At 71.7% G+C, this 23,316-nt stretch carries 18 protein-coding genes; 8 read left to right on the top strand and 10 right to left on the bottom strand.

The genetic code is table 11. The annotated features are described in order from the left end of the window. The first annotated feature begins 55 nt into the window (after positions 1 to 55). Positions 56 to 1,972 (top strand): M14 family zinc carboxypeptidase, encoded by a 1,917-nt coding sequence (locus NCC78_RS07720; protein WP_443677199.1) that lies wholly within the window; start codon positions 56 to 58, stop codon positions 1,970 to 1,972. Positions 1,973 to 2,488: 516 nt separating this feature from the next. Here the strand turns inward: NCC78_RS07720 and NCC78_RS07715 are convergent. After that, positions 2,489 to 3,235 carry a hypothetical protein gene (locus NCC78_RS07715; RefSeq protein ID WP_250792851.1) on the bottom strand — a complete coding sequence of 249 codons (747 nt, stop codon included), beginning with the start codon at positions 3,233 to 3,235 and terminating at the stop codon, positions 2,489 to 2,491. 301 nt (positions 3,236 to 3,536) lie between these two features. Here NCC78_RS07715 and NCC78_RS07710 point away from each other — a divergent pair, with 301 nt between their 5' ends. After that, a complete protein-coding gene (locus NCC78_RS07710) occupies positions 3,537 to 4,589 on the top strand; it encodes a zinc-dependent alcohol dehydrogenase family protein (RefSeq protein WP_250792849.1) in 1,053 nt (350 codons plus the stop codon). A 146-nt stretch (positions 4,590 to 4,735) separates the two neighbouring features. Here NCC78_RS07710 and NCC78_RS07705 read toward each other — a convergent pair whose 3' ends face one another. From NCC78_RS07705 to NCC78_RS07690, 4 genes are all read right to left on the bottom strand, one after another. Further along, a complete protein-coding gene (locus NCC78_RS07705) occupies positions 4,736 to 5,959 on the bottom strand; it encodes a multidrug effflux MFS transporter (protein WP_250792855.1) in 1,224 nt (407 codons plus the stop codon). A gap of 481 nt (positions 5,960 to 6,440) precedes the next feature. Then, on the bottom strand, positions 6,441 to 6,941 hold the full coding sequence (locus tag NCC78_RS07700) for an inorganic diphosphatase (protein ID WP_250792847.1): 501 nt from the start codon (positions 6,939 to 6,941) through the stop codon (positions 6,441 to 6,443). A 244-nt stretch (positions 6,942 to 7,185) separates the two neighbouring features. Beyond that, entirely contained in the window at positions 7,186 to 7,848 is a 663-nt protein-coding gene (locus NCC78_RS07695; protein ID WP_250792845.1) for a response regulator, read from the bottom strand. Then, on the bottom strand, positions 7,845 to 8,975 hold the full coding sequence (locus tag NCC78_RS07690; protein WP_250792843.1) for an ATP-binding protein: 1,131 nt from the start codon (positions 8,973 to 8,975) through the stop codon (positions 7,845 to 7,847). The genes NCC78_RS07695 and NCC78_RS07690 overlap by 4 nt, the downstream gene beginning before the upstream one ends. 229 nt (positions 8,976 to 9,204) lie before the next feature. On the opposite strand from NCC78_RS07690, the gene NCC78_RS07685 reads away from it, so the two are divergent. From NCC78_RS07685 to NCC78_RS07675, 3 genes are all read left to right on the top strand, one after another. Beyond that, on the top strand, positions 9,205 to 9,648 hold the full coding sequence (locus tag NCC78_RS07685) for a DUF6223 family protein (RefSeq protein WP_250792840.1): 444 nt from the start codon (positions 9,205 to 9,207) through the stop codon (positions 9,646 to 9,648). Positions 9,649 to 9,803: 155 nt separating this feature from the next. Then, complete coding sequence (locus NCC78_RS07680; RefSeq protein WP_250792837.1) at positions 9,804 to 10,175, top strand: ArsR/SmtB family transcription factor; 372 nt, start codon at positions 9,804 to 9,806, stop codon at positions 10,173 to 10,175. A gap of 50 nt (positions 10,176 to 10,225) precedes the next feature. Continuing rightward, the gene (locus NCC78_RS07675) at positions 10,226 to 11,347 is read left to right on the top strand and encodes a hypothetical protein (RefSeq protein ID WP_250792835.1); all 1,122 of its coding nucleotides are present in this window, start codon (positions 10,226 to 10,228) and stop codon (positions 11,345 to 11,347) included. Positions 11,348 to 11,603: 256 nt separating this feature from the next. Here the strand turns inward: NCC78_RS07675 and NCC78_RS07670 are convergent, their stop codons facing one another. Further along, positions 11,604 to 12,344: an SDR family oxidoreductase gene (locus NCC78_RS07670; protein ID WP_250792833.1), complete on the bottom strand. Its 741-nt coding sequence runs from the start codon at positions 12,342 to 12,344 to the stop codon at positions 11,604 to 11,606. 127 nt (positions 12,345 to 12,471) lie between these two features. Between NCC78_RS07670 and NCC78_RS07665 the strand changes: the two genes are divergently transcribed. Together NCC78_RS07665 and NCC78_RS07660 are read left to right on the top strand one after the other, a co-directional pair. Next, positions 12,472 to 12,981, top strand: a complete 510-nt coding sequence (locus NCC78_RS07665; protein ID WP_284706266.1) for an RrF2 family transcriptional regulator — start codon at positions 12,472 to 12,474, stop codon at positions 12,979 to 12,981. Between the two features lie 302 nt (positions 12,982 to 13,283). After that, complete coding sequence (locus NCC78_RS07660) at positions 13,284 to 14,396, top strand: NAD(P)/FAD-dependent oxidoreductase (RefSeq protein WP_250792829.1); 1,113 nt, start codon at positions 13,284 to 13,286, stop codon at positions 14,394 to 14,396. Between the two features lie 287 nt (positions 14,397 to 14,683). On the opposite strand, the gene NCC78_RS07655 is transcribed toward NCC78_RS07660, so the two are convergent. Genes NCC78_RS07655 through NCC78_RS07645 form a run of 3 tightly spaced genes read right to left on the bottom strand, consistent with a single transcriptional unit; the run spans position 14,684 to position 17,246 of the window. Next, entirely contained in the window at positions 14,684 to 15,238 is a 555-nt protein-coding gene (locus NCC78_RS07655) for a VTT domain-containing protein (protein ID WP_250792827.1), read from the bottom strand. Next, positions 15,235 to 15,795 carry a hypothetical protein gene (locus NCC78_RS07650; protein WP_250792824.1) on the bottom strand — a complete coding sequence of 187 codons (561 nt, stop codon included), beginning with the start codon at positions 15,793 to 15,795 and terminating at the stop codon, positions 15,235 to 15,237. Before NCC78_RS07650 ends, NCC78_RS07655 begins: the two co-directional genes overlap by 4 nt. After that, positions 15,792 to 17,246: a PQQ-dependent sugar dehydrogenase gene (locus tag NCC78_RS07645; RefSeq protein ID WP_250792822.1), complete on the bottom strand. Its 1,455-nt coding sequence runs from the start codon at positions 17,244 to 17,246 to the stop codon at positions 15,792 to 15,794. Before NCC78_RS07645 ends, NCC78_RS07650 begins: the two co-directional genes overlap by 4 nt. A 345-nt stretch (positions 17,247 to 17,591) precedes the next feature. Here NCC78_RS07645 and NCC78_RS07640 point away from each other — a divergent pair, with 345 nt between their 5' ends. Next, complete coding sequence (locus NCC78_RS07640) at positions 17,592 to 20,930, top strand: S8 family serine peptidase (RefSeq protein WP_250792821.1); 3,339 nt, start codon at positions 17,592 to 17,594, stop codon at positions 20,928 to 20,930. A gap of 42 nt (positions 20,931 to 20,972) precedes the next feature. Here the strand turns inward: NCC78_RS07640 and NCC78_RS07635 are convergent. Beyond that, on the bottom strand, positions 20,973 to 23,316 hold a 2,344-nt coding region (locus NCC78_RS07635), incomplete at its 5' end, for an ATP-binding protein (RefSeq protein ID WP_250792812.1).

Here is a 23,316-nt window from a genome sequence, read left to right as displayed (position 1 = left end):
CCATGTGCCGCGTCGGATCCCCGCCCTCGTCACCGCCGCGCTCACCGGCGTGGCCCTGCTGGCCACCGCCACCGCCGCGCCCGCCACCGGAGCGCCCGCCGGCCCCGCGCCGGCTGCGGGCTCGGCGGCGAAGACCGACCCGGACGCATCGGCCCCGTACCGGGTCACCCACCTCAAGACCCAGGCCGACGTCGACGCGGTCGCCCGGACCGGCGCCGCGATCGACCACGTCGAGCACGGCGAGCTGACCATCACCGCCACCCCGGCGGAGGTAAGCGCCATCCAGCGCCTCGGCCTGCGTACCGTCGCGATGTCCACACCGGAGGCCGGCACGCTCGCCTTTCCGGGCGCCGACGCCGACTACCACGACCACGCCGAGACGCTGGCCGCCGTCGACGCCATCGTCGCCGCGCACCCGAGCCGGGCCAGCCGGCAGGTGATCGGGAAGTCCCACGAGGGCCGCGACATCGTGGCGTTGAAGATCTCCGACAACGTCGGCTCCGACGAGAACGAGCCGGAGGTGCTCTTCACCGCCAACCAGCACGCCCGCGAGCACCTCACCGTCGAGCAGGCCCTCTACGTGGCCGACCAGCTGACGGGCCGGTACGGCGTGGACCCGCGGATCACCGCCCTGGTGGACAGCCGGGAATTCTGGATCGTCCCGATGATCAACCCCGACGGGGTCGAGTACGACATCGCCACCGGCGCCTACCGTGGCTGGCGCAAGAACCGGCAGCCCAACCCCGGCAGCTCGGCGGTCGGCACGGACCTGAACCGCAACTGGGGCTACAAGTGGGCCTGCTGCGGCGGCTCCTCGAAGTACCCGTCGTCGGAGACCTACCGCGGCGCGAGCGCCTTCTCCGCCCCGGAGACCAAAGCGCTGCGCGACTTCGTGCTCGGCCGGCGGGTCGGCGGGGTGCAGCAGATCAAGACCGCCATCGACTTCCACTCCTACTCGGAGCTGGTGCTGTGGCCCTTCGGCTACACCCACAGCGCGGTGGTGCCCGGCATGACCGCCGACCAGAACGCGATGTTCAAGGCCATCGGCCAGCAGATGGCGGCGACCAACGGCTACACCGCCGAGCAGGCCAGCGCGCTGTACGTCACCGACGGTGCGATCGACGACTGGCTCTGGGGCGACCAGGGCATCGTGACCTACACCTTCGAACTCTTCCCGAGCGATCCGGCCGTCGGCTTCTACCCGCCCGCGTCGGTGATCCCGGCCGAGACCGCCCGCAACCGCGAGGCCGTCCTGATCCTCTCCGAGTACGCCGACTGCCCGTACCGGGCGATCGGCAAGGAGTCGGTGTACTGCGTGGTGCCCGACGACTTCAGCATGAGCGCCAGCCCGTCCACCGCCACCGTGACCGCGGGCGGCTCGGTGAGCACCACCGTCACCACGACGATCACCTCCGGCAGCGCGCAGCCGGTCACCCTGAGCGCGAGCGGACTGCCGGCCGGCGCCACCGCCAGTTTCTCCCCGCCGTCGATCAGCTCGGGCGGGACGTCCACCATGACCATCACCACCTCACCGGGCACCGGCCCGGCCAGCTACGCCGCCACCGTCACCGGCACCGGCGGCAGCGCCGTCCGGGCCACCACGTTCGGCCTGATCGTCAACGGCCGGACCGGCTGCTCCGCGGGCAGCGACACGGACCTGCCGATCCCCGAGCTGACCAGCGCGCAGAGCCCCGTCACGATCAGCACCTGCCCGGGCAACGCCGGGTCGGCCAGCAGCGTGGAGGTGCACATCGTGCACGGGTACGTCGGAGACCTGGTGGTGACCCTGGTGGCGCCGGACGGCACCGAGTACCGGTTGCACGACCGGGTCGGCGGCAGCGCGGACAACATCGACCAGACCTTCCCGGTCGACCTGTCGAGCGAGGTCGCGAACGGCACCTGGCAGTTGAAGGTCCACGACGCGGCGTTCGGCGACTCCGGCCATCTGGACCGGTGGACGCTGTCGCTCTAGCTGTCATCAGCGTTGTCGAAGGCCGTGTACGGCCGCGGAACGGTCAGGCGACGGCAGCGTCGTCAGGGACCCGCAGTGCGACGGTAGCTATTGCCGAGCGGTCTCGTCAGCCGTTCCGCGGTCACTGTCCCCGGGCCCGAACGGGGTGCGCATACGGGTCATCGTGGCTGCGCTCACGTCCACGGCTCGTTCGCGGTCACGGTCGACATCCCGGTCCCCGTTTGACTCGAAGGGATTCAGGGCGGGCGCCGTCAGATCTGCCAACACGCACTCCAAGATGTTGAGGGCAGCGCACAAGACGAGATCAGTGGCAGCTGCAACCGAGCGAAGGGGCGGGTGGTTGTTGTTGGTGCGGCCCATCGGCCATCGCGTACCCGCTTCGACAGCCTACGCTCTCAGGCCGCCGCGCGGGCGGGTGAGGTGTGGCCGGGGCAGTGGCCCTCGCGGCGAACGGGACTGCCGCCGTTGTCGGCCGGCTGACGATCGTCGTTGCGCATCCTTCTGCTTCCGGCCGGCTCAGGCCCATTCGCCGACGAAGAGCGGGGCCACCGGACGCTCCCGGCGCCCGATTCGCAGGTCCCCGAAGATCGTGCTTCGCTCCGCCCGCTCAACCTCCGCGTCCAGGTCGATCTGCAACTCCTCCGAAGCGTCGTGCGCCGCGCCGATCAGCACGAGCTCGGTGCCGGGGTGGTCGAGGAATCCGGGTGGGTCCAGTGGGGCGAAGCGGCGGCCATGGAATTTCTTCTGCAGCGGTGCGGGCAGCTTCACCTTCCGGGACCCCCGCAGCCCGACCCCTGGCCTGGTGGGTGCCTGCGGGTTCTTCACCGTGACGATGTAGCTCGCCTCCGGCTCGATGCCCAGGTCGTGCTGCGCCGGGCCGGGACACAACGGGAGTTCCAACTCGTACGCGAGGTGGGTGTGGTCGTCGTGCCGAGCGATGACGTACGCGCCCTCCGCCGCGGGCCGGGCCGGCGGCTGTTGCCGTTCCCCGCTCGTCTTCGTCGCGTAGCGGCGCGCCTGGAGGGTCTCGTGCAGTTGCTCCGGCCGGTCCACCACCTCGTCGACGAACGCCCAGAAGCGGTCGTGTTCATCGATGTCGGGGAGACGCTTGCGTCCCACCACCAGCAGCCGCAGGTGCCGCCCGTGCCACGGGTGCATCACCACCAACAGGCGCTGCACCTCGTCGAGGGACCCCACCTGCTGCTCCTGCACCCGTGGGCGGTAGAGGAAGTAGATGTCCCCGTCCTCAAGCAGCTCGGCCATCGGCTCCGCGTACCCGAAACAGGCGCCGGCCAACGCCTCGCCTGGTGCACGGCCGGCCTCCGAGGCTCGCGGAGGACCGCGCCGGCCAGGCCCGGAGGGCGGTGTCGGTACCTGGGACCCTTACGCCCCCACACCGAGGCCGCCGACGGTTTGATCGCCCTTGCGCGGGTACGCCAGGCACCAGGACCCGTCAGGGATGTCGCGTGCTGGCCGCTTGCGCAGCCCTGAGGCGAGCACGCGGCCGAATCGCTGTCGGCCACGTCTGCGCCACCAGCCGCGGCAGGATGACCGGAGGGATCTCATGCGAGCGACGTTGATCTACGGTGCCGGTGACGTACGGGTGGAGAAGGTGCCCGACCCGGTGCTGCGCGAGCCCACCGACGCCGTGGTCCGGGTGCTGCGCTCGTGCATCTGCGGCAGTGACCTGTGGCCCTACAAGTCGATGCCGGTCTCGGAGTCGATGCCGGTAGCCGAGCGGGGCCAGCGCATCGGTCACGAGTTCCTCGGGGTGGTCGAGGACGTCGGCACGGACGTGTCCGGCCTCAAGACCGGTGACGTCGTGGTCGCGCCGTTCGTCTGGGCGGACAACACCTGCGACTTCTGCCTCGAAGGGCTGCAGACCTCCTGCCGCCACGGTGGTCTGTGGGGCGCCCCCGGCGTGGACGGCGGCCAGGGCGAGGCGGTCCGCGTCCCGCAGGCTGAGGGCACCCTGGTCAAGCTCCCCGTCGACGAAGACTCCGCGCTGCTGCCGTCCCTGCTCACCCTCTCCGACGTGTTTCCCACCGGCCACCACTGCGCGGTGAGCGCCGGGGTCAACCCCAGCACCACGGTCACGGTCATCGGCGACGGCGCCGTCGGCCTGTGCGCGGTCCTCTCGGCCAAGCGGCTCGGCGCCGAGCGGATCATCCTCATGGGGCGGCACTCCGACCGCACCGACCTCGGCCGCGAGTTCGGCGCCACCGACGTGGTGGCCGAACGCGGCAAGGAAGGGATCGAGAAGGTACGCGAGCTCACCGGCGGGGACGGCACCCACACCGTGCTGGAGTGCGTCGGCCTCAAACCGGCCATCGAGACGGCGTTCGAGGTGGCCCGCGCCGGCGGGGTCGTGAGCAGGGTCGGTGCCCCGCAGTACCCCGAGGTGCCGGCCGGTTTCGGCGTCTTCATGAGCAACATCACCCTCACCGGCGGCGTCGCCCCGGCCCGGGCCTACATCGACGAACTGCTGCTCGACATCCTCGACGGCACCGTCCAGCCCGGCCGGGTGTTCGACCGCACCATCGGCCTGGACGAGGTGCCCGACGGCTACCGCGCGATGGACGCCCGCGAGGCGCTGAAGGTGCTCATCCGTCCCTGACCAGCACAGCTGTTCGGCATCATCGAGCCGCAGCGCCCGGGCGAGCGCGTCGAGGACGCTGTCGGAGGCGCCGGCCGAGGCTGCCCCGCTCCAGCCGGGTGGTAGTAGTCGACGCTGACCCCGACGGTGCGCGTGGTGCAGGAGCCTCAGTGCGCAGCCACGGCCATCGCTGTCGGTTCGAGGTCGGCGAGCCGGCCCGGCCGCACGACCACGAGCAGAACCGCCGTCGCCGCCACCATGCCACCGGCGACGACGGCGGCCATGGCGACCGCGCCGGTGCCCAGCACACCCACGAGGGGCGCGGCCAGCGCGCCGACGCCGAACTGCACCGCGCCGAGGAGCGCGGAGGCCGTGCCGGCCGCTTCCCCGTGCCGGGACAGGGCCAGGGCCGGCGCGTTCGGCATCGCGAGGCCCGCCGCGGCGAGGACCACCCACAACGACACCAGCAGGCTCGGCAGCCCGCCGAGCCCGGTCACGGCGAAGGCGAGCAGCGCCAGACCGGCCACGGTCCCCGCACCGAGGGCGGCGACGAGGATCCGCTGCGAGGAGTAGCGGCGCAGCAGCCGTACGTTGAACTGGGTCGCCGCGATCAGCCCCACCGCGCCCGCGCCGAAGGCGAACCCGAACTCCTGCTCGTCCAGCCCGTACTGCTCCTGCAGGACGAACGACGACCCGGCCACGTAGGCGAACAACGCCGCCATGGCCAGCCCGGCGACCAGGACCAGGCCCACGAAGGTACGGTCCCGCAGCAGCGAGCCGTACACGGTCAGCGTCTCGACCACTCCCCCGCGCCGGCGCCGGTCGGCCGGCAGCGTCTCGGGCAGGCCGAGCGCGGCGACCACGACGAGCAGCACACCGAAGGCGGCCAGGGCCACGAACACGCCGCGCCAGTCCGTCCAGCGCAGCAGCCCGCCACCGAGGGTCGGAGCGAGGATCGGCGCCGCTCCCATGACCAGCAGCAGCCGGGAGAGCAGCTTGGCGAACGCCGCACCGTTGAACAGATCGCGGACCACGGCCATCGCGACCACCGAGGCCGCGGCGATGCCGAGACCCTGCACCACCCGCAATGCGCCGAGAACCGCGATGTTCGGTGCGACGGCGCAGAGCATGGACGCCACGACGTGCAGCGCGATGCCGCTGATCAGCGGCACGCGCCGGCCGACGGCGTCGGAGAGCGGGCCGACCAGCAACTGGCCGACGGCGAGGCCCGCCAGCGTGCCGGTGAGGGTCAGTTGGACCGCCGCCGACGTGGTGTGGAAATCGGCGACGATCGCGGGAAGCGCGGGCAGGTACATGTCGATGGTCAGCGGACCCACCGCGATCAGCGATCCGAGCACGAGGACGAGCCGCAGGCGTTGCCGGGGGCTCATGAGCTCCCCCGGCGTCAGCGGGCGTGCCGGAGCGTCACCAGCGTCGACGGTGGTGGTCATCGGGTCGTCTCCGACCGGTCTCGGCGCAGCCGAGCGGGGAACGGGGCAAGAGTCACGTCTAGGTCCAAATTCAGATCCGGTGATCTGATTCCCCGTCGGCCAGAAGGCAACGGAGATCACAGTCGAGCGGAGTGCAGGGAGGAGGCGGAGACCGAACGACGACGATGTCGGGATCTGCCATGTTGTTCTGGTTACCATCGGTTCGTCACCATGCGGCGTCGGCCCTGACTCGCTTAACGAACCGTCGGGTGTGCCACTGGAAGCGGCCACGCGGAACACGTTCTCCGGTGCTTCAGGGATGGTCAAGCACGCTCGACCCCCGGGTAGCGGTCGGCCCGTGCGAGACACCCGCGCCGTCCGTGGACGGGCCAAGAGGGCGTCGACCGCCGGACAGCGCGGGGACAGCCCTCAGCTGGCCTGGTCAGCTGGCAGCGGTCGACCGGCGGTCGCGATCTTGTGAGCGTCTTATCTCCGCCTCGGCCTCGGTCCGGCCGGCCCAGATCTCGCCTTCGATTTCGACGCTCTTGCCCGGCTCCAGGTCCTTGTACACCGCGAAGAAGTGTTGGATCTCCAGTTTGTGGAAGTGATCCAGATCCGTGATGTCGCCGAGGTACGCGAGGCGGGGGTCAGCCGTGGGCACGCACAGCACCTTCGGGTCGGGCCCCTGCTCGTCCCGCATGCGGAACATGCCGATGGCCCGGCATCGGATGAGGCAGCCGGGAAAGGTCGGTTCCAGTACCAGTACCAGCGCGTCGAGGGGGTCGGTGTCTTCGCCGAGGGTGTGTTCGATGAAGCCGTAGTCGGCCGGGTACTGGGTAGCGGTGAACAGGGTGCGGTCCAACCGGATCCGACCGATCCGGCGATCCATCTGGTACTTGTTGCGCGTTCCCTTGGGAATCTCGATGGTGACGTCGAACTCCATGCGGTTGCTCCGCTCTTCGGCCTCCAGGTGGTGACCGGCTACCGGTCCGGTCGGTGATAAACAGGGCGATCTCGCTGCCGTGCGTGCCGAACACCGACAACGACACGGCAGGCCAGTAGTTGTAACGACTGGTGCGGCGGAGCGACGCAGGCACCCGCAGTCGGGAGCAGCCGGGGCCGGCCCGTCGAAGGTTTCCTCCCGGCAGCCGTCAGGGCCATCGCGGTCCGGTGGCGGGCCGTCGGTGTCAGCGGTTGCGTGGGGCTACCAGGCCGGATTCGTAGGCGAGAACCACGAGTTGGGCACGGTCACGGGCGTGCAGCTTGGCCATGGCCCGGTTGAGGTGGGTCTTCGCGGTCAGTGGACTGATCACCATGCGGCCGGCGATCTCGTCGTTGGACAGGCCCTGCGCGACCAGGGCGACGGCCTCGCGTTCGCGGTTGGTCAGCCCTGTCAGGCCCGTGTCGGCGCCCGTGTGGGGCGGCTCGGTGACGTACCGGTTGATCAGCTTGCGCGTGATCGACGGTGCGAGCAGGGCGTCGCCGCGCGCGGCGACGCGGATGGCGTACAGGAAATCTTCGGGTTCGATGTCCTTGACGAGGAACCCGGCCGCGCCGGCGCGCAGCGCGTGGAAGACGTGTTCGTCGAGGCCGTAGTTGGTCAGGATGACGACGTGCACCTGGGCCAGGGCCGGGTCAGCGGCGATGCGCCGGGTCGCCTCGATGCCGTCCATGACCGGCATCTGGATGTCGACGAGGGCGACGTCGGGCAGGTGTTCCTTGGCGAGCGCCAGACCCTCCTTCCCGTCGGCTGCCTCGGCCACCACCTCGATGCCGTTTTCGGCCTCGAGGAGCGCGCGGAATCCGCTGCGAAGCAGCGGCTGGTCGTCGACCAGCAGGACGCGGATCACGCCGTCCGGTCCACGGGGAGTTCAGCTCGGACGGTGAAGCCACCCTCGTTGCGTGGTTCCGCACGCAGGCGACCGCCGAGGGCGGTGACTCGTTCGCGCATCCCGAGCAGCCCGACGCCCGGCATCGCGGCGGTGTCGGGCGTGGCCTTGCCGTCGTCATCGACTCGGATGGTGAGGGCGTCCGGACGGTAGTCGATCCGGACCGACGCCGTGGCGGCGGCCGCGTGACGGGCGATGTTGGTGAGCGACTCCTGCACGATCCGGTAGGCGGTCCGGTCCACCGCGGTCCGCACGTCGTGTCGTTGCCCTTCGATCGTCAACGTCGCGTTCAGGCCGGTCATCCGAGCCCGTTCCACCAGTTCCGGGATGTGGGCGAGCCCATGCGACGGGGTCTCACCGTCGTCACGCAGCGCCTCCAGGGTCGCTCGCAGTTCCCGGGCCGCCTCACGACCGGCCTCCTCGATCGCCAGCAGGGCTTCCGGCACCTGTTCTCCACGCCTGCGGGCCAGGTGGACGGCCACTCCCGCCTGCACCTTGATGATCGAGATCTGGTGGGTGAGGGAATCGTGCAGCTCCCGCGCGATGTGCAGCCGCTCCTCGTTGGCGCGGCGTAGCGCGGTCTCCTCCCGGGTGCGCTCGGCTTCGTCCGCCCTCCGCTCGGCCTGCCGCAGCGCTTCACCTGCGGCACCGGCGGCGACCAGCCAAGCCAGCTCGAGGGCGCCCCGGGACTGTGCGAGCGCCTCGCCCACGGACATGTCCTGCGGCAGGGCGAGGGCCACGAGCGGGAGAGCGGCCAGCATCATCACAGCCGCCACAACTGTGATGACGCGGTGGCCCGCCCGCACGGCGGCGTACACCGCGAACAGGAACGCGACGGCGGGCACGTCAAAACCGACCGCCTGGTGACCCACCGCGCACAGCCCGGTGACGGCCAGGACCGGAACCGGAGCCCGGCGGCGCGCGGCCAGCGCCAGGCCGCCCGCCACCAACAGCGCGTAGCCGAGCAGGTCGACGTCCGTGGCGGAGTGGTTCCCGGACAGCCCGGCGACCAGCAGCGTCACCGCCACGCCCCCGGCGATCGCCCAATCTCTGACACCGGCCGGAACGCCGGACCGTCCTGTGTACATACGCGCACCCTAGCCAGGTCCTGCCGCGGGCGACTCCTCCTCACAGACGAGCGGACGCCTACCGCACACGCAGTACCTTCCCGGCGCCTGCGGCGTCCGCAGCAGCCGGCTGCGCCGCCTGCGGCAGCGCGCATTGCATCCCTCGGCAGGACGACCGGCGGTGCGTCCGGCGACAGGATCAGGCGACAGCCAGAACTCGGAAACGAGACGCACGACAGAGGAGAGGGACATGAGCTCATCAGGAACCCCGCAGCCGGTCCGACTGGTGCTTGCCGCCGGCGCAGCCGCCCTGCTCGGCGGGTTCGGGCTTGCCGCACCGGCGGCCGCGCACGTCTCGGCGCAGCCGGCCGCCGCGAGTGTCTACGCCATGAGCGCCGGGCGACTCGGGGCGACCGTCGCCGCCGTGCTGGGGCTGACCGGCGTGATCATCGGCGGGCTGGCTCTGGCCCGCCCCACCAGTCGTTTCGGCACCGGCAACGGGCGACTCGGAGCCACCGTGGCCCTGGCGGCGGGGCTGATCGGCGTGGCCCTCGGCGGGCTGGTGGTGGCCACCTCCGACAGCGGCATCGGCACCGGCAACGGGCGAGGCGGGGCCTACGTGGCCCTGGCGCTGGGGCTGATCGCCATGGTCCTCGGCGGACTGGCTCTGCACCACTCCCGCCGCACCGCCTGACCGGCTGACCGGCCCTTGCTCCAGCGGGCGCAGGGGCCGGGTGCGCCAGCTCGCCACCTCGCCGCCCGGATCCCGGCTTCCCTCGCAACCCGCTTCGATCGCCATCGGGGTACTGCGCCCGGTTCCACCGGCCTGTCGATGGTGTCGGTGGAACGATGGAAGACGTGGGAACTGCGAAAACTGCCATGCCTGCCATCTCGCCGCTCGCTGGCGAACCGATCAAGCGTGCCGATGCCGAGCGGCTCGCGGGAGTGCTGAAGGCATTCGCCGATCCGGCCCGACTGCGACTGCTCAGTCTGATCCAGTCCGCTCCGGAGGGCGAGGCGTCCGTGAGTGACCTCACCGCGCCGCTTGGTCTCTCCCAGCCGACCGTGAGTCATCACCTCCGGATCCTCACCGAGGCCGGCCTGCTCGAGCGCGAGAAGCGCGGGGTCTGGGCGTACTACCGCCTGGTGCCGTCGGCGATCGCGGCGATAGCCGACCTGTTGACGCCGCCCCGCAAGCGGGCGACGAAGAGGGCCCGCTGAGCGGCACCGTCGAGGACCGCGCCGTCGTAGCGGGTTGGCAGGATGACCGGGTGCACATCACCCCTCGCCTCGTGGCGTCCTTCCGCGTGCCGGCGAACGCTCCTCGCGTACCCGGTGTCGCCCACACTGCGGACACGCCCGCCGTCCAGCGGTGGCCGCACCGCCGGCTCGTCGTGATCCGCCGGGACGACGAGCTGGCGGCGTACGACCTCGACCGGCTCCTCGCGGGCGACGACGCTCCCGCCGCCCGGTTTCCGGCGCCCTGGCCGCGCCGGGCGGGCGGGATCGACGCGGTGAGCCCCACCCTCGACCTGGCGGTCTTCAGCGGTCAGCACGCGCTGCACGCGGTCGACGCCGCCGGCGCGTTGCGCTGGCAGGTGCGGCACGCATGCTGGGGCGCGCCCTGCTCGTCCTTCCACGACTCCTACCAGGAATACGCGGACAGCAAGGAACACCGCCATCCCGACCGGGGCTCGTGCTGGATCAGCGCGGACGGCTCGACCGTGTGGGCGCACGTACGCACTCCGCTGCCTGCCGACGTCGAGACGAAGCCCGACGAGGAGTGGCTCGTACTCGACGCCGTCGACGGCCGCGTCCTGGGACGGGCCGCGACGGACACCGCGGCCGCCGGCTCCCACCACGTCCCCCACCCCGATCCCGGCCAGATGGGGCTCAGCGTGGGCGAGGGCCAGGACGGTGTGCCGCTGCGGTGGGGTCGGTGGGACGGTGCCCGACTCACCGTCACCCGCATCGGGGATGACGACCGCTGCCTCGTCGACGTCAGCCCTGGCGGGACGCGGTTCCTCACGGTCGCCCACCAGCAGGGGGAACTGGCGATCCACCGCCTTGTCGACGGTGCGGTGGCGCACGAGGTCGCCGCCCACAACCGGCTTCCGCCACACCCCCAGGCGCCGCCGGAACCCGAGGACGAGCCCTTCTGGGACTACCGGTGCGGCTTCGTCGACGAGGGCACGGTGATCGCGAGCACCGGCGAGAGCGACGAGGAGTACGGGCACCCGCGGCACTGGCTGATCGACACGGCACGGGGTGAGGTGCTCGGTCAGGTGGAGTACCCCGTACCCGCGTCGGAGGCCCCGATGGCGCTCGGCGACAGCACCTGGCTCACCTGCGGCGCGGACCCTTTCCAGCTCCTGCTGTGGAGTCCTCGGTGACCTCCTCGATGATCCTGAACAGGTCAGCGGGAAGATGAGAAGCAACGGCTGCCGGCTGGACGAACGGCCGGCGATCTGGATGCCGAGATCTGCTCGTCACAGGCTCGCCTGTTCTGCCGGGTTTGCGGCAGGCTGAAGCTTCCTGGTCCCGGGAGCGGGCCGTGCACCACGGGCGCCGACGTCGCGCCTTCCGCCCGCTCCTCCCCCGCCGTGCGTCCGCGCAGGGGAGGAGCAGATGTGAGCAGCTCGGTGCGGGTCAGCGGGCGGACCGGATCCAGTCCTGGTAGTGCGTGGGTGCCAGGTGTGCGTCCGGGCCCGGGGTGAGCACATCGCCGGCGACGGCCGCGAACATGCCGGCCGTGTCGTCGGTGGTGACGGTCCGGTTGTCCTGCTGGGCGGCCAGGGTGACCCTGCCGAGTTCGTCGAGGGAGAAGGCGTCCGGCCCGGCGACGTTGCGGATGCCTTGCAGCGGCGTGCCGGTGGCGACGTCGACGACCGCGTCGACGACGTCCGCGGCGGCCATCGGCTGAACCCGGGTGGAGGGCAGGCGAACGGTGGTGTCGTCGGAGGTCCAGGACAGGATCGCGCTCACGAACTCGAAGAACTGGGTGGCCCGCACGATGGAGTACGGCGTGGGCCCCTGGCGGAGCAGCTCCTCCTGCAGGGTCTTGGCACGGTAGTAGTCCAGCTGGGGCACCTGGTCCACACCAACGATCGAGAGGATCACCTGGTGCCGGACACCGGCACTCTGCCCCGCGGCCAGCAGGTTGTTCATGGAGGTGCGGAAGAAGTCCAGGGAGGCCTCGTCGAACGTCGGCGAGTTCGCCACGTTGACCACGACGTCCGCGCCCTTCAGCGCCTGGTCCAGGCCCTTCCCCGTCATCAGGTCGACGCCGGTGGACGGTGCCGCGGCGACGGCCTCGTGTCCGGCCGCGGTCAGCTTCTGGACCACCTGCGAGCCGATCAGTCCGGTCCCACCAATGACTGTGAGCTTCATGGCTCTCACCTTTCCACGGCGTGCCGCAGCGCACGCCAACTTCGTCGAGGACTCAGCCTCAAACTCGGATACTTTCTGTCCGAGACATTAGTCGGATAGTCTTTGTCCGAGTCAAGCGGGGGGTCGGATGAAGCTGTCAGGTGGGGTCGAGTGGGCACTGCACTGCTGCGTGGTGCTGACCACGGCGACGGAGCCCGTGCCGGCTGCCCGACTCGCGGAACTGCATGACGTCTCCGGCAGCTACCTGGCCAAACAGCTACAGGCGCTCTCCCGCGCCGGCCTCGTGACGTCCGTGCAGGGCAAGGCGGGCGGGTACGTCCTGACCAGGGCTCCCGAGTTGATCACCGTCCTCGACGTCGTCGCGGCCGTGGACGGCGCCCAGCCCGCGTTCGTGTGCACCGAGATCCGCCAGCGGGGCCCCCTGGCGGCACCGCAGGAGGCCTGCACGCGGCCGTGCCCCATCGCCCGCGCGATGGCCGGTGCCGAGGCCGCCTGGCGTGCGGCCCTGCAGGCGATATCCGTCGCGGACCTCGCCAGTAGCGTCGACGAGGACTACGGCCCCACCGCACTGGCCGGCATCCGCACCTGGCTGAACGGACCGGACCACGGCGATACCGCGGGTGCCGAGCAGGGATGAGCGGCGCCGGTTGCGGCGCCGCATCGTCGCGAACCGTGGCGGCAATGACCTGCCCGGAAGGGTGTGTTCGACCCCGGTGGCGCGCAGCCCGGAGCGTCAGCTCCGGCCATAGGGCTCCGCATGCCGAGCCCACGCCTGTGCAGTGGTCTGCCTCATGCGCTGTCACAAACGATCGGTCACCCGGTGTCTTGAGGACGAACCCTGAGACGAGGAGACACCATGACTGAGAACACCGATGTGGTCGTGGTCGGCGGCGGATACGCCGGCGTCATGGCAGCCAATCGCTGACGCAGCGCGACGACGTGACAGTGACCCTGATCAACCCGCGCCCGACCTTCGTCGAGCGGATCCGCCTGCACCAGCTGGTGGGCGGGTCCGACGACGCGGTCGTCGACTACCGGGACGTCCTGGGCGAGGGCGTCCGGCTGGTGGTCGACACCGTGACACGGATCGACGCGGCCGAGCGCAGCGTGACGTTGGCGGCCGGCGGCACGGTCGGCTACGACTACCTGATCTACGCGGTGGGCAGTGGCAGCGCCGACCCGCGCGTGCCCGGAGCGGCCGAGTTCGCCTACCCGATCGCCAGCCTGGAGGAGGCGCAGCGGCTGCGGCCGGTCGTCGAGGCCGCGCCCGCAACGGCCGCGGTGACGGTTGTCGGAGCCGGTCCGACCGGCATCGAGACCGCCGCCGAGCTGGCGGAGGCCGGCCGCACCGTGGCCCTGGTCTGCGGCGAGGTGCTCGGCCCGTACCTGCACCCTCGGGGGCGACGCTCGGTCGCCAGGCGGCTGGCCAAACTCGGTGTGACCGTGCTCGAAGGCCCCGACGCGAAGGTGACGGCGGTGACTCGCGATTCCGTGCAGCTCAGTGGCGGCCGCAGGTTGCCCAGCACGGTGACCATCTGGACCGCCGGCTTCGGCGTGCCGGACCTGGCCGGCCGCAGCGGGCTGAGCACCGACGCCTTGGGCCGCCTGCTCACGGACGAGACGTTGACGAGCGTGGACGACGTGCGCATCGTCGCGGCCGGGGATTCGGCGGCACCGTCGGACCTGCCGTTCCGGATGAGCTGCCAGGCCGCGGGTCCGCTGGGTGCGCACGCCGCCGACACGGTACTCAACCGGATCGCGGGTGAGCAGCCCGCGGCCATCCAGCTGGGGTTCGCCGGCCAGTGCATCAGCCTGGGTCGTCGCGCCGGCATCTTCCAGTTCGCCCACCGCAACGACACCGCGATGGCGCTCCATCTCGGCGGCCGCCCCGGCGCGAAGCTCAAGGAGTTCATCTGCTCGGCCACCGTCAAGCAGTTGGCTGACGAGGCACGCAAGCCCGGTTCGCACACCTGGGCCAAGGATGACAAGCGCCAGCAGCTGCTGCGGGCCAAGCGCGGCGAGGTGCCGGCCACCGCCGAACCGGCAGCCTAGCCAGGCATTCGTGGCCGGCCCGGTCGACCATCGACGGATCTGGGCCGCATGTCGTGCGACGACGCCCTTACTGCGGGGGCGCCGCCGCACGCATGCGTTCATCGGTGTCCGCCGAGCAACGGATCGTCGTCAACCTGGCGTGCCAGAGCGGTGCGCCGGGTGGTGTCCCACTCTCGACCGCATCGAACAGGTGGGGCGGTCTACGCAACCGGGGTGGCGAGCAGACCTCGGCCGATCCCGAGGCAGCGCCGGGTCCGACGCCAGCAGTACGGCGAGCGAAGTACCGTCTACGCGGCTGCGGTGGCGCCTGCGACTGCGTAGAGCAGTGCCACCGGCAGCACTCCCGCGGTGCTCGCCAGCGCGACGCGGCACCACCCGAGGTTGGCGGTGCCGGCGAGCAGGGCGACGGTTTCGGCCAGCACCGGGATGGGGCGGGTGATCAGCACGGCGATCAGACCGTATCGGGCGAGCAGCGCTTCGGCGCGGGCGCGTTGCGCCGGCGTCGTGGTGCGGGCCAGCAGGCCGCGACCGCGTCTGCCGATGCCGAAGGCGACGAGAGTGGCCCCGAGCCCACCGAGCAGAGACAGCAGGGTGCCGGGGATTACGCCAAACAGGGCGCCGTGGGCCACCATCACCAGGCTGGACGGCACGGGGATCGCCACGTCGGTCAGCAGCAGGGCCACCCCGACCGCGGCCGACGCCGGGCCCGGCTGACCGAGCGCGGGAGACGGGTCGGTCAGCAGGGGTACGTCCAGTGCCCCCACCGCGCCGAAGCTCGCCAGCAGCGCGGCCGGTAGGCCGGCGAGCAGGACGGGATACCCCCAGTGCCGCCGCCGGTTCACACGTCCCGCCGGTACAAGATCGCGTTCGACGCCATCTCCAGGAAGCACTCCCGGATCAGCAGTTGGTGCCGGGTCTTGTCCGCCACGATGGGCACGGTGATGTCCACGACGGCCGGTCTGCCCAGCGCCAGGGCCAGTTGCTCGGCGACGGCGAACCCGCTGATGGCGTCGAGGTTGCTCAGCATCAGCATGCGCAGGTGCCGCCACGCTCGCCCTCGCGCGCCGGCGACCAGGCCCTGTGCCTCGCCGGCCAGCTCACGGGCCGCGCCCAGGACGGTGGCGACGACCGGAGTGACCCGGGATGAGGTCGCTGTTGGCGGTTGGTGGCCGAAGGCGCGGTACAGGTCCGCCACCGCTTCCTCGTGCTGCCGGGCGGGCGCGGCGATCTCGTGCAGCCAGGCGCGGATGTGCGGCTCGCCGACCTCGTCCGCGGTGTCTTCCAGGATCTTGCGGTACGCGGACTGCAACGTGCGTGTGGTGACCAGCCACGGCAAGACGTGGTCCAGATGGGCGGTGACGGTGTCGTGGTCGAGTTCCACGAGCAGTGGGCGGTTCACGGCCGGCTCCCGTCGCGTACGACCCGCCACAACACGCCGGTGTGCCCGTAGGACATGTTCGTCGTCTCCATGACCCGGGACACCCCGAAGTCGAGCACGTACAGGCTGCCGTCCGGCGCGAACTTGGCGTCCACCGGACGCTCCAGCCCTCCTGTGCCGAGCGCTGACGCCGGTCCGGGTCGTGGGTTCCGCATGAACGACTCGGACGTGCCATCGGCCGGGTCCACCGCCACCACTCGGAATCCGTGTTCCAGGTCGGCCGGGTCCGGCGAGTTCATCGGGGCGAGCGTGCCCCACTCGCAGGCGAACAGCCGCCCCCGGTAGCCGAAGGAGTCGCTGCGCGAGACGTCGAGGCCGGCCATCGCCGAGTGCGGCTTCTCGAGGAACACGGCAGGGCCCGCCCACGGCGGGGGGTCCTCGATCAGCGGCTCGGCCGGGCGTCCTCGCCGGGGCAGGTGCGACTCGTGCCAGGCGGGCAGGCCGTCGCCGCAGACGTCGGGGAAGCCGTACCAGGCGGGCCGGTCGATCGAGCCGTGCGGAGTGCGGGCGGCGTCGATGCGCCAGATGCGGTCAGGGTCGCCCCGGATCGCCCGGTCCCCGGTCTCCTCGAAGTCGTTGTCGGTGACATAGAGATCGCCGTCCTCACCGAAGGCCATGCCGTAGGGGTTGCGCAGACCCCAGGCCACCAGTTCCATCTCGGTGCCGTCCGGCTGCGCGCGCCAAAGCCCGGAGCTGCACTTGAGGCTGCCGCGCACCACCTCCCCACGGCGCGCGGGGGTACGAAACGGCTTGAAGGGCCCTGTCTCCACCAGGTACGGGTACGGCGCGGTCGGGTCGTAGGTCTGCACGTTGTTGCCGGTCAGCACGACATCCTCACCGGGCACGTCGTGCACGCCCATGTGTCGCGCCAGGTCGACCTGAAATCCCTGCGGCAGCACCACGCCCTGCTGTGACACCGAGCCCTGGGCGAAGTACATCAGGCCGTCGGGGCCGAACACCGGTCCGCCGGGTTCGTGCCAGCCGCCGTTGGGCAGCCCGTCGACGAGGACACGACTGCTACCGGTGGCGATGTCGATGTGGTCGATCCGGGCGTGGCGACCACCCTTGCACGACACCAACAGGGCGTCGCCGTGCACCGCCACGTGCCGCGGCCCACCCAGAGCCTCCTCGGCCACGACGCCGAGGTGGCCGTCAGGGTCCAGCCGCAGGATCCGCGCCGGCACGTAGGGGCGGGTAGGCCAGGTGCTACCTCCCTCCAGGACGTAGAGGGTTCCGTCCTCGGCGAAACCCATCCCGCAGGGCATCGACAGGCCGACGAGCACGACCTCCACGCGGTAGCCGTCGGGCACCACGACGTCGGAGGGGTCGACCCGCGGACGCGCGGGCGTCGGAAGCGTGCTCAGCGCCTCCGGCTCCGCGACGGTTGCCGACAGCGGCACCAACGAAGTCATGCGACATCCTTCAGGAGTCAGTCCAGCCCGGCCCCCGGGCACGCGATCCGCAACCCCCCAGACCAAGATCCGCGAACGGGGCAAAAGGGGGCGTTAGGGGCCCATTCTGCGCGCTTTGCTGCGGCGTTCGCAGGAGGTTCGGCGACAGCATCCCGAACGCACGCTGCGCTGGTCCGCTCGGCAGTTACCGGCCGGGCCGTACGGGGCCGACCGGGTGCTGCCGCCGTCCCATGGCCGCGCTTGCACCGGTGCAGTGGTTGTGACCCAGGTCACTCGGGATGAACTTTCACCCGCCGGTCACGTCCGGAGCACTCGGATACCTCTCGAGTTCATCCAGGGAGAATGATGCGTTCAGTTCGCAAGATATCGGCGCTGGCACTCATCGTGCTGGGCGTCTCGGCGGCGGCTCCGGGGGGTGTGCCGGCGTCGGCGCAGCCCCGGGTCGCGAAGCCGACGACCACACCCGCGGTCGCGTCCAAGCCCAGGAAGGTCACTCTGCTCACCGGCGACACCGTCCACCTCGGCACGGTGAACGGTCAGACGACTGTCGACGTGGTGCCGGGCAAGGGACGGGAACGGATCCCGTTCATCACCCACAGCGCCGGCAAGGACGTGCGGGTCATCCCCGCGGACGCCGTCGGCCTGCTCAACCGGGGCAAGCTCGACGCGCGGCTCTTCGACATCTCGAAGCTGGTCGACTTCGGCTACGACGACACCCGGGCCACCCTGCCGCTCATCGTCCAGCACCGCAGCGGCGCCGCCGCCGGCCTCGCCGGCGCCCGGACCACCCGGCAGCTCTCCGGGGCGAGCGCTGTCGCGGAGAGCCGCGCGGACGCGGTGTCCTTCTGGAACAACGTCACGTCCGCCGGGAGTGGCACGGAGCGGCAGCTGCGGGCCGGGTTCGACAAGATCTGGCTCGACGGGCTGCGCCAGCCGACCCTCGACGTCAGCGTCCCGCTGACCGGCGCGCCGCAGGCCTGGCAGGCCGGCTGGACGGGAACGGGGGTGAAGGTCGGCGTGATCGACACCGGCGTCGACCAGACCCACCCCGACCTGGCCGGCCAGGTCGCCGCCGCGGAGAACTTCACCGCCGACCCGGACGCCCTCGACCGGGTCGGCCACGGCACCCACGTCGCCTCCACCATCGCCGGTAGCGCCGCCGCGTCGCAGGGCCGTCACAAGGGCGTGGCGCCCGGCGCGAGCCTCTACAGCGCCAAGGTCTGCGTTCAGGAGGGCTGCCCCGAGTCGGCGATCCTGGCCGGTATGACCTGGGCGGCGGAGCGGGGCGTCAAGGTCGCCAACATGAGCCTCGGCGGCCAGGACGGCCCGGAGATCGACCCGATCGAGGCGGCCCTGGTCGACCTCACCCGCCGCTACGGCGTGCTCTTCGTCGTTGCCGCGGGCAACAGCGGCCTGGGCGGCGAGTCCACGGTTAACTCGCCCGGTGGCATGGCCGAGGCGCTGACCGTGGGCGCCGTGACCAAGACGGGCGAGCTGGCCGAGTTCTCGAGCCGGGGTCCGCGCACGGGCGACGCCGGCATCAAGCCGGACATCACCGCGCCCGGCGTCGGCATCGTCGCCGCCCGCAGCTCGACCTCCGACCTGTCGCCGGACGACGAGAACCCGCAGTACGCCACCCTCAACGGCACCTCGATGGCGACTCCGCACGTGGCCGGCGCGGCGGCGATCCTGACCCAGCAGCACCCGGACTGGTCGCCTGAGCGGATCAAGTCCACGCTGATGGCGGCCGCCCAGCCGAACGCCGCCATCGGTGTCTACGAGCAGGGTGCCGGCTTCCTCAACGTCGCCCGCGCGATCCAGCAGACCGTCACGGCGAGCCCGGTCAGCGTCGCCTTCGAGCGGACCGCCGCTGCGCAGCAGCGCACGGTCACGTACGCGAACAGCGGCTCCTCCCCCCTCACCCTGGCTGTCTCCCTCGACGCCAAGGACGCCGACGGCGCCCCGGCACCGGCCGGCCTGTTCAGCCTCAGCGCCTCCTCGGTGACGGTCCCGGCCGGCGGTACGGCCACCGTGTCCGTCACCGTGCAGGCGGGCGCCAACCTGCCCGACCACTACTTCGGCGGTGAGGTGACCGCCACCGGCGGCGGCGCGCAGGTGCAGACCCCGGTCGCGCTCGACGTCGCCCGCCACGATCTGGCCCTCAAGCTCGTCGGGCCGGACGGTGGAGCGCCGACGCCCGAGCAGGGCTGGGTGACCGTCCTGACCGACCTGGACCGGCAGACCATGCTGGTGTTCGGCGATCCCGCCACCACCACGTACCGGGTCCGCGCGGGCCGCTACCTGGTCCAGACCTACCTGGTGAGCGGCGACGACCCGTACAACCCGTACGTCACCACGCTGGTACGCCCGAGCCTCGACCTGACCACGGACCAGGCGCTCACCATGGACGCCCGCCTGGCGAAGCCGATCGCGGTGTCGGTGCCGAACGCGAAGGCCACCGCGGTCCACCAGGAGTTCGGCTGGACGATCCGGACCGAGCAGCCGCAGATCTGGGGCAGCAACGACCTTTTCGCCGTGCTGATGAACATCCCCTTCAACCAGTTGCGTACCGCGCAGGTCGGGGCCGGCGAGACGCCCGGATTCGTCTCCTACGTCAACGGCATGTGGGGCCAGGTGGCCGAGGACTACAGCCTGCACAACAGCCCGTACGTCTACCGGGTCTACCTCTACGAGCCGAAGAAGATGATGACCGGGCTCACCCGCAAGCTGCGCGCGGGCGACTTCGCCACGGTCCGCTCCCAGATCAGCGCGGACGTGGCCGGCGTGCCGGTCGCGCGGACCGCGGTCGCGCACGCGCCCGGCAACTCGCCGGTCTACCGCGACGAGCGCAACATCCCGCCGAGCTTCAGCTACGACGCGCCGAGCACCATCACCGAGTACTACAACCAGGACAAGCAGGCGGTGTGGAAGTCGACCTCGGCCCAGCCGAGGTACACGTACTACGAGTCGGCGTGGACCAGCTTCCAGCCCGGGCGCACGTACACGGTGAAGTGGGCCAACGCGGTGGCCGGACCGGTCTTCCCGGAGCCGAACTTCGGCCAGCAGTTCGCCACCCGCTACTGGGGCGACCTGATCGGCGGGCCGGGGCCGCTGCACGGCGACGGCACCGGGCACATGGGCTTCCGACAGGTTCGCGGCGGCAGCGTGCAGGTGGACCTCTACCGCAACGGGGTCAAGATCGGCGACGCGAACCAGGCGCCCTCCGTGTGGGAAGTGCCTGGGGAGACGGGTGACTACCGGCTGGCCGCGACCTTCCGCAGCGACCCGGCGTTCACCCTGTCGACGGTGGTCGACGCGGAGTGGACCTTCAAGTCGGCGCACGTGGGCGACGGTGAGTTGGTGAAGCTGCCGATGACGGCGATCCGGTACACCCCGGAGCTCGACATCGACAACCGGGCGCCGGCCGGCCGCCCGTTCCCGATCCCGGTTTCGCTCGACCGTCAGGTCGGGGCGGCGCCGGGGCAGACCACGTCCTTGACCGTCGAGGCGTCCTTCGACGACGGCCAGACCTGGCAGGAGCTGACCGTGCGGCGGTCCGGCGAGAAGGCGGTCGCCTGGGTGCGCAACCCGGCTGGCACCGGCTTCGTCTCGCTGCGGGCCGCCGCGACGGACACCAGCGGTAACACGGTCAAGCAGACCGTCATCCGCGCCTACCGGTACTGACGGCGGGCCCCGGACGCGGCGCCGTTGGGCGCCGCGTCCGGGTCACCGGTGCCAGCGCAGCCGGTCGCGGATCCGCCGGGCCATCGGCGAGTCCGTCCCGTCGACCTCGGCGAGGGCCTCGCTCCACGCCTGTCCGGCCAGGGCCGGGTCGCCGTTGCCGGAGTGGAAGTCGCCGATGGAGACCAGCACCTCCGCGGTGTGGTGAGTGGCTCGGGCGCCGCGGAAGGTGTCGATCGCCTGCTGCCAGGTCGCCATCGCGTGCGGCAGGTCGTCGATCATCGAATATGTGTGCGCCAGCCAGGCTTGGGTGCTGCCCACCCCGTGCAGGTCGCCGAGGGCCTCGAACTGCCGCTGCGCCTCGACGAACATGCCCAGCGCCTCGGCGTGCCGGCCGAGCCAGCCCTGTGCCCGGGCGATGGCCAGCAGGGCGGTGGTGGCGCCCCGCACATCGCCCTCGGCTTCAAAGAGGGCTCGCGCGGCCTCGGCATGCCGGATCGCCTCGTGGTAGCGCCGCTGGTCCAGCCGGATCTCGGCGATGTTGTTCTCCGCATGGCCCTGCTCGGTGCGCCGGCCGAGCCGGTCGAACAGCGCCCGGGCGTGCTGCAGGTGCGACAGCCCGCGGTCCAGGTCGGCCAGGAAGTAGCAGGCGCCGGCGAGGCTGCGATGCAGCAGGGCCTGGGCGGCGGGGTCGTCCCCGGTCGCGGCGAGGCCGGTGCTCACCGTTACCGCCCACTGCTTGAACTGGGCGGTGTCCTGGAAGTAGTTCTGCAGGGCCAACGCGATCTGCCAGGCCGTGCCCGGCCGGCCGCGCTCCTTGGCCCGCGCGACGATGTCGGTCAGCACCCGCTGCTCCGCGGCGAACCAGGCCATCGCGTCGGCCCGGCCGGTGAAGCTGCGCCCGGTGACCCCGCGCTCGGAGGGCTCCGGCTCCGGCAGCGGCACCTGCGGCATATAGGGCAGATGCGCCGCGTACGCGCTGAGCTGGTAATAGTCGTAGACCCGCTCGATGGCGGTGTCCCGCTCGGCCGCGTCGTCGTGCTCCTCCCCGAGCTCCATGGCATAGGCGCGCAGCAGATCATGCATCCGCCACCGGCCGTCGCCGGGCTGGACCAGCAACTGCGCCCCGAGTTCGGCGAGCAGGCCGCGGGCGGAGCGCAGGGACACGCCACCGAGGGCGGCCGCCGCTTCCGTGCTCAGCTCCCCGGCCGGGTGCAGGGGCAGCAGCCGGAAGAGCCGGGCTGCCTCGGGAGTCAGAGCCCGGTAGGACCAGGAGAAGATCGCCTCCAGATCGGCGTGTGCGTCCCCGAAGCCGGTCAGCCGGCCGTCGGCCTCGGCCAGCTCACCGGCGACCGCGGGCAGGCTGAGCCCGGGCCGGCCGACGCTGCGGGTGGCGACCAGCGCCAGGGCCAGTGGCAGCCGGCCGCACCGCGCGATGATCTCGTTGACGGCCCTCGGGTCGGCGGCCGCCGCGTCGCCGAGCCGGCGGGTGAGCAGCTCGCGGGCCTCGGCGTCGGTCAGCAGGTCGAGGTGCAGCGGGTGGGCGCCCGCCGGCTCGGCGGCGCCGGTGATCCGGCGCCGGCTGGTGGCGATGACGAGACTGCCCCCGGTGCCGGGCAGCAGGTGCCGGATCTGGTCCCAGTCGCGGCAGTTGTCGAGCAGGATCAGCATCCGGCGCTCGGCCAGGATGCTGCGGTAGAGGCCGGCCTGGGCGTGCAGCTCGGCCGGGATGGCGGCCGGTGCGACCCCGAGGGACCACAGGAAGCCGCGCAGCGCCTCCGCCGGTGTCATCACCGAGTCGCCGGGGTCGAAACCGCGCAGGTCCGCGTGCAACTGCCCGTCGGGGTAGCGGGCGGCCAGCCGGTGGGCGAGGTGCACCGCGAGGGTGGTCTTCCCGACGCCGGGCATTCCGTCGATGACCAGCGCGGTGGTCCGCTGCTCTCCGGCCAGCAGCTCCTCCGCTGCGGCCACGACGCAGCGGCGGCCGGTGAAGTAGGGGTGGTCGGCCGGCAACTGCGCCGGCGGCTCGGCCCGGGTCGGCTGCGACGACTCCAGCTCGGCTGGCGGCCATAATTCGGCCTCCGCGCCGCCAGGCGGCGCTCCGGGACGAATGAAGGCCGGTCTGACGCCGCGCCGCGACCTGGGGCCGTCGGCCGGGGCGTCCTGGTCGAGCAGGCTGTCCCGGGCCGCGCGCAGGTCGCCGCCCGGCTGGATGCCGAGCTCGTCGGCGAGGCGGTGCTCGATGTCGGCATAAGCCGCGAGGGCTTCGGCCCGCCGGCCGTCCGCGGCGAGCGCGAGCAGCAGCCGCGCCTGCAGTGCCTCGTCCAGCGGCTCGTATTCGGCGGCCAGCCGGATCGCGGGCAGCACCGCGTGGACGCACCCGGCCCGC

The organism is Micromonospora phytophila, assembly GCF_023656545.1.
Classification (GTDB): Bacteria; Actinomycetota; Actinomycetes; order Mycobacteriales; family Micromonosporaceae; genus Micromonospora; species Micromonospora phytophila.
This window is presented reverse-complemented; position numbering and strand designations above follow the sequence as displayed.